The sequence below is a fragment of the Chryseobacterium viscerum genome (genome assembly GCF_002899945.2).
In the GTDB taxonomy this organism is placed as follows: domain Bacteria; phylum Bacteroidota; class Bacteroidia; order Flavobacteriales; family Weeksellaceae; genus Chryseobacterium; species Chryseobacterium viscerum.
In genome coordinates this window covers 116,466-128,297 of record NZ_PPEG02000007.1, presented here as the reverse complement: position 1 = coordinate 128,297, position 11,832 = coordinate 116,466, and the positions used below count along the sequence as shown (strand labels likewise).

Genomic DNA, 11,832 nt, shown 5'->3' with positions numbered 1-11,832 from the left:
TTATTTTATGATTGATTGTAAAACCGAGGCGGTTCCTGAGTTTTTTATGTCTTCTACAAAACTGTTGTATAATTTTATGAACTGTTCAGAGGTTTTTAACTGAACTCCTTTAAAAGCTGACAATTCCAGGAAGTCCTGTGGATTTTCACTGGCAATAAGCTTCTTGTCGGTCTCTGTAATCCAGGGTTCTGCTGTTTCAAAAGTATTTCCCTGATCATCTGTTTTATATTTAAGATAATGTCTGTAGGAAGCGATAAGAAAAGCTGGTCTGGTAAGATCTTTCGCTCCTTTTATCATGTTGTCAAGATTAGGAATAATATATACCGGAAATTTTGAAATCCCATCGAAGCACAAACGGCTTACCTGATCACTTACACTGTGATTGGCAAATCTTTCGATCAGCGTTTGTTTATATTTTTCCAGGTCTGTATTTTCTGGGGCAGGAACAAAAGGCGTAATGTCTGTATCCATAAAATCTCTGATGAATTTTACAAGATTTTCATCTTCCATCGCCTGATCTACTTTACGATAGCCCATTAAAAATGCCGGATACGATAATAGTGTATGGGAAGCATTCAGCAGGCTTAGTTTCATATTTTCAAATGCGGTTACATCATTCGTGAATTCTACGCCTACCTTTTCCCATGCCGGTCGTCCTGCGACAAAGTTGTCTTCTATCACCCACTGTGTAAAGTCTTCACAATATACAGGAGCTCGATCATCTGTTCCATTCAACTTATTTAACCTTTCAATATCTTCCGGAGTTGTTGCGGGTGTAATACGATCTACCATACTATTTGGGAAGGTTATATTTTCCTTTACCCATGCTGCCAGTTCTGCATCCTGCGCTTCTATAAATGACGTAAAAGCTCTTTTTGCTGTATTTCCGTTATGCTGAAGATTATCACATGAAAGGAGAGTCAATGCAGCTCCACTTTGTGTTTTTCTCTGGCGCAATCCTTCTGCAACAAAACCAAAAACAGTTTCGGGGTGGGAAGGATTCTTCAGATCATGCTGGATTTTTTCATCACCCAATATAAATTCTCCGGTCTCTTTATCAAGATTATAACCTCCTTCTGTAATTGTCAATGTGATGATTTTAATAGAAGGGTCTGCTATTTTTGCGATTACAGCCTCCGGATCTTCTATTCCCCAGATCAGCTCCTTTAAAGAACCTATTTTATAAACCTCATCTTTTCCATTTCTGCCGCAAACAGTAAGAGAATATTGAAGATTCTGAGCTCTTAAATTCTTTACGATTTTTTCATCTGACGGCAGCAGACATACTCCACAAATTCCCCAATCTCCCTGCCCTTCTTCATTGAGCAGCATATTGGTATAAAACTGCTGGTGAGCTCTGTGAAAGTTCCCTACTCCGATGTGTAAAATTCCTGTGCGGATTTTCGATACATCATAATTGTAATAAATCATACTCATAAACATAAAATTGTTATCATATTAACCAATTCGTTAAAACTATATTAACAAATGATTAACAGGATACTTTTTTTACAAAATTCAAATTGGGAACGTTCCCAAAAATCAGGGAACGTTCCCAATTGACTATTTTTTTATTATTTTTAGCCAAAAAACAAGGCTGATGAGACGTATTACGATTAAAGATCTGTCCAAATTTTTGTCATTATCTACCTCTACCATCTCCAGAGCGCTGCTTCATGATAAAAATGTGAATGAAGAAACAAGAAAAAGGGTATTGGATGCTGCGGAAAAATTGGGCTATAAACCGAACCTTACAGCTTTGAATTTACAATCCGGACAATCCCGGACAATAGGGTTTGTGGTACCGGAAATGATTACTCCTTTTTCCTCGAGTGTTTTGAAAGGAATTCAGAATATTCTGTACCCCCTCGGGTACCGTATTATTATCACCCAATCTGATGAAGACCCTCTTATAGAAAGGAAAAACCTTCAGCTTATGGAAGAATTTAATGTGGATGCCATTATTATTAATCTCTGTCATGAAACCCACAATAATGATCTTTATCAAAACATTATGGACCAAGGAACTCCTTTAATATTCTTTGACAGAATTCCTCACAAGTCTCTTGATGTATCGAAGGTAATTATTGATGATTCTATTAAAGCTTCATTGATGGTGGAATACTTGATCAAGACAGGAAGAAAAAGAATTGTCCACATTATGGGGCCTTCCACGATCCGAAATGCTGTAGAAAGAGTAAACGGTTATAAGCGTATTCTCATGAAGTACAATATTTTTGACGAAAATCTGATTATTCACACGGATGGAATGACTTTCGAACATGGAAAAAAAGCAGTTAAGCAGCTATTAAATAAGAATATAGAGTTTGACAGTATTTTTGCTTTTAGTGATACCCTAGCCATGGGAGCGATGAATTTTCTTCTTGAACAAAAAGTAAGAATACCTGAGGAAGTAGCTATAGCCAGCTTTTCGGGAACCGAGTTGTCATCTATGGTATATCCTCAGCTGACCAGCGTACAGCAGCCATTGGAAAAAATGGGTGAAGAAGCTGCAAAACTGGCATTGGACAAAATCAAAAACAGTACAGCCTCAAGCCAAGCTATTCTGATGGATGCAGAATTGATTTACAGGGCTTCTACTTAGTTTATATTTCACTACGAGAAAAAACAAGAAAACATTCACAACACACTATAAATCAAACAACAAAATCCTTCGGTTGTACCATCCTGTTCAGAAAATCCTATTTTCTTATCTTTGCAGCAATGAATTTATTATATATCAACTGGGACGTTAATCCCGAAATCGTCAATATTTTAGGACTTCCTATAAAATATTACGGCTTGCTTTTCCTTGCCGGACTTGTTTTATCATTAAATATTTTAAAAAGAATTTATAAAAAAGAAGGGCTTAGTTCGCAGGCACACGAGGCTTTGTTCTCCTATGCGCTTATAGGAATTCTGGTGGGAGCCAGGTTGGGGCATTGTCTTTTTTATGATTTCGATTATTACTCCCAGCATCCGATTGAGATATTTTTACCCATTCAGAAAGGAGCAGATGGAATCTATCATTTTACCGGTTTTGCAGGACTTGCCAGCCACGGTGGTGGTATCGGATTGGTCATTATGCTTCTCTTGTATGCGAGAAAATTTTCTATCCCGTTCATGACGGTATTGGATGCGATAGCCATTGTACTTCCTTTGGCTGGTACTTTTATCAGGCTGGCGAACCTTATGAATTCTGAAATTATAGGAATTCCTACAGATGTTCCATGGGCATTTGTATTTCGTCAGGTGGATGATCTTCCGAGACATCCTGCACAACTCTATGAAGCCATTTCTTATGCTGTTATCTTCTTCATTATTTACTTTATTTATAAGAAAAATATTTTCAAAATCGGAAGAGGGTTTTATTTCGGTATTAGTATTTTATTAATCTTCATCATGAGAATCCTGATTGAATTCATCAAAGTAGATCAGGTAGAATTCGAACACGGAATGAGCCTGAATATGGGCCAGCTTCTCAGCATTCCTTTTGTTCTTCTTGGATTATTCTTTATTATCAAGAGTATATTGGAAAAAAGAAAGGTTAAAACCACTTAATTTTCTTATCCATTTAAAAATAAAAAACTCACTGAAAGCTATTTTCAGTGAGTTTCTTTTTACTATATCTTTCAATATATTATCTGGTTGTATATCCTCCATTGGCAAAGATCGTCTGCCCTGTAATCCACCATCCGTCTGTTACCAGGAATTCTATCAGCGGAGCAATATCTTTGATATTTGTAAGCCCACCCAATGCTGATGCTGATTTATGATAAGCTACTGCATCAGCACTTTCCTGACCATAGAAGAAAGGGGTATCCATTGGGCCTGGCGCTACTGCAGTCACAGAAATTCCTCTTGCTCCAAATTCTTTGGAAGCAGCTCTTGTAAAATGCTCTACCGGAGCTTTGGCTCCTGCGTAAGTGGAATATAAGCCGGTATAGGCTGCCAGCAATGAAGTAACAATCGTACAAATTTTCCCTTGATCATTCAGTTTTTTACCAGCTTCCTGCAAAAAGAAGTAAGCAGATTTTGAATTGACATTGAACATCGTGTCATATTCTTCTTCTGTAGTCTCTGCAAATGGCTTTTTCAATACCATTCCTACTGTATTGATGGCAATATCCACGCCTCCGAAACGGGAAATTGTTTCATCAAAGAACTTCGTGATATTATCTACTTTGGTAAGGTCTCCCTGAAACAAAAATGCTTCTGCACCTAATGCCTGTACCTCAGCAAGTGTTTTTTCACTTTCTGCCTTAGAGCTTTCGCTGTTATAATGTATTGCCAGTTTTGCTCCTTTTGCAGCAAAACCTCTGCTTAATAATCCTCCCAGATTTTTACCTCCTCCGGCGATCAAAACTACTTTTCCTTTTACATTTTGTGTTGACATTCTTCTTATTTTTAAATGTTTATGAGACAAAGATGGATAATAAAAATCATCTCAACATGGTGAAATTTTCGGGAATTCCATTAAAATCAAAAATAGATAGGGACCTTATTTTTACTTCACATCTATAAATTGAAACAAAAAACATTTATATTTTTAAGTAAACAGTATTTTTTCAATAGAGGACTATTTACCAAACAGATACGGCTTAAGATATTTCTTTTTTATTAAACACAAGGATATAATTCCCAATCACACCTCAATTTTAGGCATAACATTTGATACCTTCCCCCCGTATCACGCACCACCACTTCATTTTTAATATATTTTTTTATAATCCTCAGGTTTCTGGGGATTTTTTTATACGCTGGCTCCATTTTTTTTATGGTCTTACGCTCAGAGCGTAAAACGTACTACAAAACCATTTCTGATAATCAATCATTTAAAACCTGATTATTCATTTTATTGTTGTATATTTGTACATTATTAACTAAGTCATCACTTTGTTTTCTGTAACGACCTGAATATTTTTATTCAGTCTTTGCTTTCTGAGCAGTCATATTTTTAACTTTTATTTTTCTATTAAGAACAAATACTTGTCGGAATTGTAAGCTCTGTATGATTGGAAAACTCCAAAACAGGAAACATCGGCAGGCTTTATAAGGTCTACAACGGACCAGATTGAACCAATTAATTTATAGAAACTAAATACTAAAAATAATTTATGGCAGATTCTTTTTCTAAAAAGGAAAATTTCAAGAAAAAAATTCAAAAGCAAAAAGAAAAGGCGCTAAGACGCGAAGATCGTAAGACGAACAACAACAAAGGAGCGGAGGATGTCTTCATGTATGTAGATGAATTCGGAAGATTAACTTCTACTCCACCTGAACAAAGACAGGAAGTAAACCTTGATGATATTCAATTGGGGGCAGCTCCTATTATTGAGGAAGATCCAAGAAAAACTGGAATTGTTACTTTCCTTAGTGAAAAAGGGTATGGCTTCATCACTGAAGACAATAGCAAAGAAAATATCTTCTTCCACAACAACAACTGTGTGGAACCGGTAAAAAAAGGAAACAAAGTATCTTTCGAAAAAGAGAAGTCTCCTAAAGGATTTTCAGCTGTTGAAATCCAGATTGTTAAATAATATTTACATCTAAATGATTCTGCTTATCAAGCAGGTTTATTTTAAGAAACATAGAAAGAGACTGTCCAAAAGGCAGTCTCTTTTTTGTTGATATACCTTACCCATTCCTAAAAGATACAGAACCTGATTACCATGTAAGAGGTAAAATAAAAGAAGCCATCTAAAAAGACAGCTTCTTTCATCGTAAAAAAAAGTAAAAAAAAATTAATCCAGTTTCCCTCCCAGTGCTTTAAACAGAAGGACGTTATTTCTGGTATTCTGATGCTGGAACTGTAATAGATCCAATTCAGCAGTAAGTTTGCTCTTTTGAGAGTTGATCAGCTCAAAATAATTGGCGTATCCTGTCAGATACAGATCATTGGAAACCTCCACCCCGCGGTCAAGAAAACCTACTTCTTCTGATTTCAGTTTCAAAACACGTTCATAGATCTTCGTCTGTTTCAAAATAGACTGAAGTTCGTTAAAAGCAGTTGTAATACTTTTCTGATAATTTAAAAAAGCAATCTCCTGTTCCGTGCTTGCTACCTTAAATTCATATTTCAGCTGTCCTTTATTGAAAACAGGAACCATTAATCCTCCCAACAACTGCCCTGCCAGTGAACTTGGTTTGAAGAATGTTTCTATAGAAAAAGAATTCATTCCAAAGCCGGCACCAAGGTCAATTTTAGGATAAAAAGCAGCTCTTGCAGCCTTTGCATCAGCCTGAGAAGCTTCCAACACATAATAATTTGCGGCTACATCCGGTCTGGAGTGTATCACATTTTCTACATTAATGGTTTTATTTAGAACTTCCATATTAGTAGGCATCAGTAGCTTCCCGCGTTTCACATCCCCACCGTAGCTTCCTGTGAGTGTAGTGATCGCCTGTTCTACCGTAACGATTTCCACTCTTATGTGCTCAATCTCTGCGAGCCAGTTGTTATTTTGAGCCTTGAACTGCTGTACTGCCAATTCCGTAGCTTTTCCCACTTCGCGTTGCGCCAGAACAATCTCAAAAGCTCTTTGCTGAAGCTTATAATTCTTCTGATAAATAGCAAGACGATTGTCTAAGGCTACCAACTGATAATACAGGTTTGCAATATCCGTGAAAAGCTCTACCTGTAATAATCTCAGCCCTTCTGTTGAAGCCAGAAATTTCTTCTGGGCAGCTATCTTTTTATTTTTCAGTTTGCCCCAGGCGTCAATTTCCCAGCTGCTTCTTGCTCCCAGCCAGTAATTAGGCGTAAAATCTCTGTTGATTTTCTGGTTTTCTGTAATATTAGGTGAAAGATTGGTATCATAGTTCCCAACACCTTCCATCGTATATTTACCGTATCGGTTACCTGAAGTTTCTACTCCTACTTCAAGGGAAGGCAGCAAATCCATTTTTGATCTTTGAAGGAAACTGTTGGCAATTTCTACTCTCTGCTGTGCAATCTGGAAATCCGGATTAGCCTGAACCACTTTATCAAAAAGTTCTAGCAGATGTGGGTCTGTAAAATATGCCTTCAGATTGATCTGCTGGAATTCATCCAGGTTTTTATTTTTATCCGTTTTGATGATTTCATCAGGGAATTCCTGAGCTTTTTTCAACGCTGTTACCTTGGGAACAGCACATGAAACAAGGCTCAGCGATGCAATCCCATACACTATATATCTATGATTTAATCTTTTCATTTTTCTTCTTATTTTCAAGTTTTGCAAAGAATATATACAGTCCCGGAATCACAACTAATCCGAAGATAGTCCCAATCAGCATTCCTCCTGCAGCAGCTGTACCAATAGAACGGTTACCAATTGCACCAGCTCCTGATGCAATACACAACGGAATAAGTCCTGCTACGAATGCGAAAGAGGTCATCAGAATCGGTCGAAGACGCTGTCTTGCTCCTTCAATCGCTGACGAAATGATATCAAATCCCTGTTTGTTTCTTGCCACCGCAAATTCTACAATCAGAATAGCATTTTTGGCGAGAAGACCAATCAACATGACCAATGCCACCTGTGCATAAATATTATTATCCAGCCCTGCCAGCACCAGTGCGATATAAGAACCGAAAATTCCCATCGGAAGGCTTAATAATACAGGCATCGGAAGAAGGAAACTCTCGTATTGTGCTGCTAATAAAAGATACACGAATAGAAGACAGATCAGGAAGATATAAACGGTCTGATTTCCTGATAAAATCTCTTCTCTGGTCATCCCCGACCATTCAATATCGAATCCTCTCGGAAGGATCTCTTTGGCTACACGCTCTACAGCTGCAATAGCATCTCCGGAACTGTAACCGTCAGCAGGTTCTCCGTTGATCATGGCAGACATATACATATTGTACCTCGTCAGTACTTCAGGTCCGTACACTTTTTCAATGGTGATGAATGTTGAAAACGGAACCATTTCCCCTTTGTCATTCTTTAAATATAAATTCAGAATACTTTCAGGGGTATCTCTGTGCTCAGGGCTTGCCTGTACCATCACTTTATACATCTGACTGAAACGAATAAAATTGGTGGCATAATACGATCCCAGCATGGTCTGTAATGTAGACATTGCGTTGTCTACCGAGACTCCTTTCTTCGCTGCCATATCGTAATCTACATTGATCATATACTGCGGGAAAGTAGCATCAAAACTGGTAAAACTGTTCTGCAGCTCAGGAGCCTCATTCAGTTTTTTAACAAAATTCTTGGTGATTTTATCTGTATTCTCGATGGTTCCTCCGGTTCTGTCCAATAAACGCAGTTCAAAACCACTGGTATTTCCAAATCCGGGAACCGTTGGCGGTGCAAAGATCTCAATCTGGGCATCTGCAATACTTTTTGTTTTTTCTGAAAGGTCTGCAATCAGATCGTTCACTGAAATATCTCTTTCTTTCCAGTCTTTAAGGTTGATCATTGCCATTCCATAAGATGAACCTGCGATTTCCGTTACAATGCTGTAGCCGGCCAGCGTGGTCACGTTTTCTACTCCTTTAATTTTCTTCGCAATACCTGTCACTTCATCCAGCACTTTCTCTGTTCTTTCTACCGTTGCCCCCTGTGGAGTGGTTACACTTACATACACCATTCCCTGGTCTTCCATTGGAATAAACCCTGTTGGCAGGAATTTACTGGTCACAAAAGTAAGTCCGACAAATAAAAACAACAGCCCAAAAGTAACCGTAGTTCTTGTCGCAAATTTTGATAAAATACCTACATACCCATTAGTCAGTCTTTCAAATCCTGTATTGAAACTCTGGAAAGCCCTGTCGATGATTGTTTTCTTCTTCTGATGATTATGAGGTTTTAAAATAATCGCACAAAGCGCCGGAGTAAGCGTCAATGCATTCACTCCTGAAATTACAATACTGATGGCCAGCGTTAATGAAAACTGACGGTAGAATACTCCCACCGGGCCATCAAGAAACGCTACAGGAATAAATACGGCAGACATTACGATGGTAATAGCCACTACCGCTCCTGCAATTTCTTTAGTGGCAGTGATGGTTGCATCCATTGCATTCATGCCTTCTTCCATTTTAACATGGACGGCTTCAACGACGACAATCGCATTATCGACGACAATTCCGATGGCGAGAACCAGGGCAAAAAGAGTCAGAAGGTTTACTGAGAAATCCAGCATATTCATGAAAGCAAACGTTCCTACCAATGCTACCGGAACTGCCAGTACAGGAATCAATGTGGAGCGCCAGTCCTGAAGGAAGATAAACACTACGATTCCTACCAGAATAAAGGCTTCAATAAGGGTAGTGAGCACTGCACTGATGGAAGCATCCAGGAATCGGGAGACATCATAAGCCATATTGTACTCCATTCCGGGAGGGAAGGAAGTGACTTTCAATTCGTCCATTTTTGCTTTTACGCTTTCAATTACTTCAGAAGCATTGGAACCGGGGCGCTGCTTCATCATGATGGATGCAGAAGGTCTTCCGTCTGTTTTGGAAACCATTCCGTAGTTCATTGCTCCGAATTCTACTTTAGCAATATCCTTCAGTTTTAAGATCGTTCCGTCAACATCAGATCTGATGGGAATTTCCTCGTATTGCTTAGGCTCAAAAAACTTCCCTTTATATTTGATTACATATTGAAGCTGGCTGGAAGTTTTTCCGGATGTTTCTCCTACTTTTCCGGGTGCTGCCGAAATATTCTGTTTTTGCAGCGAAGCAATCACTTCATCTGCCGAAATATTGTAAGCCGCCATTTTCTGCGGATCCAGCCATACTCTCATCGAGTACTCTTTCTGGCCCATGATCTCAGCACGTCCTACTCCATCAATACGTTTTAGCTCCTGAAGGACATTAATATCTGTAAAGTTATAGATGAACTGCTCATCCTGGCTCGGATCTGTACTCGTGATGTTCAGGTACATCAGCATGCTGTTTACCTCTTTTTCAGTGGTAACTCCGGCCCTGATTACCTCTTCGGGAAGCTCATCAAGGATTGTTGTCACTCTGTTCTGAACGTTTACCGCTGCTACATCAGGATCTACTCCTACTTCAAAGAAAACCTGAATAAGGGTAAGACCGTCATTCGATGTTACTGTAGACATATACGTCATCCCAGGCACACCATTGATGGCGCGTTCCAGAGGAAGGGCTACAGCATTGGCAGATACTTCAGCATTGGCACCGGTATATTTTGCCGTAACGGTTACTGACGGCGGTACGATATCCGGAAACTGCGTAATGGGCATCTTCAGCAGCGCCATAATTCCCAGCAGAACAAATAATATGGAAATAACCAACGAAAGAACCTTTCGTCTTATAAACATTTCTACCATAGTAAATTGATTTAAAGATTATGAAAGGTTAATACTTCTTTTTGATTTTGATAATATCACCATCCTTTAAAGACTGAGTTCCTTCATAAATGATTAAATCCCCTTTTTTAAGACCGCTTTCCACGATATAAGAATCTCTCAGTGTGGCTCCGATCTTAATGTTGGTCATTTTCACTTTATTCTGCTTATCCACTGTAAAAGCGTAGGTCTTATCCTGGATAGAGAAAGTCGATTTTTGTGGAATAAGGATCGCATTAGCCTGATGTTCGGAAATAATAAGCTTCCCGGAAGTACCGTGCTTGATCAGACGGTCCGGATTCGGGAAAAGCACTTTATAACGAATAGAACCTGTCGTCCTGTCGATTTCCCCTTCGGCGGTTTTTAAAGCTCCGTTGAACTGATAATTGACTCCGTTAGGCAGCGTAAGTTCGATCTTTTGATGACTGCCAATCTTATCATCAGCCAAAAGCTCAAAATATAAATTTTCAGGAATCGAGAAGTAGGCATAGACTTCGTTCAATTGAGACAGTGTAGTCAATAGCGTTCCATTTTCCACTAAACTTCCGTCCTTAAGAGGAATCACGTCAATGACCCCATCAAAAGGTGCTGTAATTCTCGTAAAGTTTATTTTCTGGAGGACGGTTTGTTTTTCGGCATCAGCAAAGGCATGTTTTGCTTTCGCCGAAGACAGCTTTGCCTTCACCAGTTCCAGTTCATTATTGGCTACAAATTTTTTAGCATGAAGACTCTGAATCTGCTTCAGTTCTACTTCTGCAATACGTACGTCTGCTTCGGTCTGCTTTAATGCCGCATTTGCCTTCAAAAGTTCCATCTGCAGCTCGGCGTCATTGATTTTAAATAAAGCCTGCCCCTGATGTACAAATTGTCCCTCGTTCACATAAATATGCTGTATAATGCCTCCGATTCTGGATCGCATTTCAACATTCTTTTTAGCCTGGATATCGGTGACAAACTGGTTGCTCACCAATGTATCTTTTTCTTTGATTTCCAGTACGGGAACTTCTTTTTCTTTTGGACTGTTTTTTTCCTTGTCTTTACTGCATGACACAGCGAATAATGTTGCAAGAATGCAAATTATTACGTTTTTAAAATACATTTATAAATGTTTAAGTTATAAGATTTCCGTTAAAATGATTTGGTTTTCAGAAACTTAAACTTAGTACAACTGGAGGAGATGGAGAAAGGACTTAACTCCGCAAATAGTAGATAGAGCAATCTTCGGAAGAGTAATTTTCGGGATCACTTTTAAAATCCCTGAAAAATCCGAAGTTGAATTTTCGCTTTTTCTGGCTAATTGTTTTACAATTTTGGAAACAGAAGGCAACGCATGCGTATTCATGTCTGCTTCTTCGTAAACATCCAGAACATGAATGTTATTTACAGGAGGAATATGAGGAATATTATGCAGCGATTTTTCTGCCCAATTCGAATTGAAAAGGGTAAAAACCAGTATAATATAAAATAAGAAAAATGACCTCAGACCTGCCATGTCAATCAGAACACATTAGTTTT

At 38.6% G+C, this 11,832-nt stretch carries 9 protein-coding genes; 3 read left to right on the top strand and 6 right to left on the bottom strand.

Translation table 11 applies throughout. The annotated features are described in order from the left end of the window. Complete coding sequence (locus C1634_RS17095) at positions 1 to 1,437, bottom strand: mannitol dehydrogenase family protein (protein WP_103232104.1); 1,437 nt, start codon at positions 1,435 to 1,437, stop codon at positions 1 to 3. Between the two features lie 163 nt (positions 1,438 to 1,600). Between C1634_RS17095 and C1634_RS17090 the strand changes: the two genes are divergently transcribed. Together C1634_RS17090 and lgt are read left to right on the top strand one after the other, a co-directional pair. Next, positions 1,601 to 2,605, top strand: a complete 1,005-nt coding sequence (locus C1634_RS17090; protein ID WP_103232105.1) for a LacI family DNA-binding transcriptional regulator — start codon at positions 1,601 to 1,603, stop codon at positions 2,603 to 2,605. Between the two features lie 119 nt (positions 2,606 to 2,724). Next, entirely contained in the window at positions 2,725 to 3,561 is an 837-nt protein-coding gene (gene lgt / locus C1634_RS17085) for a prolipoprotein diacylglyceryl transferase (protein ID WP_103232106.1), read from the top strand. A gap of 79 nt (positions 3,562 to 3,640) precedes the next feature. Here lgt and C1634_RS17080 read toward each other — a convergent pair whose 3' ends face one another. Further along, positions 3,641 to 4,396 carry an SDR family oxidoreductase gene (locus C1634_RS17080; protein WP_103232107.1) on the bottom strand — a complete coding sequence of 252 codons (756 nt, stop codon included), beginning with the start codon at positions 4,394 to 4,396 and terminating at the stop codon, positions 3,641 to 3,643. Between the two features lie 721 nt (positions 4,397 to 5,117). On the opposite strand from C1634_RS17080, the gene C1634_RS17075 reads away from it, so the two are divergent. Continuing rightward, positions 5,118 to 5,540 carry a cold shock domain-containing protein gene (locus C1634_RS17075; protein ID WP_109738810.1) on the top strand — a complete coding sequence of 141 codons (423 nt, stop codon included), beginning with the start codon at positions 5,118 to 5,120 and terminating at the stop codon, positions 5,538 to 5,540. Between the two features lie 204 nt (positions 5,541 to 5,744). Here C1634_RS17075 and C1634_RS17070 read toward each other — a convergent pair whose 3' ends face one another. From C1634_RS17070 to C1634_RS17055, 4 genes are read right to left on the bottom strand one after another with little or no spacing between them, the layout of a single operon-like run. Then, positions 5,745 to 7,196, bottom strand: a complete 1,452-nt coding sequence (locus C1634_RS17070; RefSeq protein ID WP_103232109.1) for a TolC family protein — start codon at positions 7,194 to 7,196, stop codon at positions 5,745 to 5,747. Further along, entirely contained in the window at positions 7,177 to 10,299 is a 3,123-nt protein-coding gene (locus C1634_RS17065; RefSeq protein WP_103232110.1) for an efflux RND transporter permease subunit, read from the bottom strand. Before C1634_RS17065 ends, C1634_RS17070 begins: the two co-directional genes overlap by 20 nt. Positions 10,300 to 10,327: 28 nt before the next feature. Beyond that, positions 10,328 to 11,416 carry an efflux RND transporter periplasmic adaptor subunit gene (locus tag C1634_RS17060; RefSeq protein WP_109738809.1) on the bottom strand — a complete coding sequence of 363 codons (1,089 nt, stop codon included), beginning with the start codon at positions 11,414 to 11,416 and terminating at the stop codon, positions 10,328 to 10,330. 60 nt (positions 11,417 to 11,476) lie between these two features. Next, positions 11,477 to 11,809: a hypothetical protein gene (locus C1634_RS17055; protein WP_103232112.1), complete on the bottom strand. Its 333-nt coding sequence runs from the start codon at positions 11,807 to 11,809 to the stop codon at positions 11,477 to 11,479. Positions 11,810 to 11,832 lie beyond the last annotated feature (23 nt).

What these genes read in the sequence shown, in the direction of transcription:
- C1634_RS17095 (WP_103232104.1), bottom strand. Translation starts at nt 1,437, where the DNA reads ATGAGTATGATTTATTACAATTATGATGTATCGAAAATCCGCACAGGA.
- C1634_RS17090 (WP_103232105.1), top strand. Translation starts at nt 1,601, where the DNA reads ATGAGACGTATTACGATTAAAGATCTGTCCAAATTTTTGTCATTATCT.
- lgt (WP_103232106.1), top strand. Translation starts at nt 2,725, where the DNA reads ATGAATTTATTATATATCAACTGGGACGTTAATCCCGAAATCGTCAAT.
- C1634_RS17080 (WP_103232107.1), bottom strand. Translation starts at nt 4,396, where the DNA reads ATGTCAACACAAAATGTAAAAGGAAAAGTAGTTTTGATCGCCGGAGGA.
- C1634_RS17075 (WP_109738810.1), top strand. Translation starts at nt 5,118, where the DNA reads ATGGCAGATTCTTTTTCTAAAAAGGAAAATTTCAAGAAAAAAATTCAA.
- C1634_RS17070 (WP_103232109.1), bottom strand. Translation starts at nt 7,196, where the DNA reads ATGAAAAGATTAAATCATAGATATATAGTGTATGGGATTGCATCGCTG.
- C1634_RS17065 (WP_103232110.1), bottom strand. Translation starts at nt 10,299, where the DNA reads ATGGTAGAAATGTTTATAAGACGAAAGGTTCTTTCGTTGGTTATTTCC.
- C1634_RS17060 (WP_109738809.1), bottom strand. Translation starts at nt 11,416, where the DNA reads ATGTATTTTAAAAACGTAATAATTTGCATTCTTGCAACATTATTCGCT.
- C1634_RS17055 (WP_103232112.1), bottom strand. Translation starts at nt 11,809, where the DNA reads ATGGCAGGTCTGAGGTCATTTTTCTTATTTTATATTATACTGGTTTTT.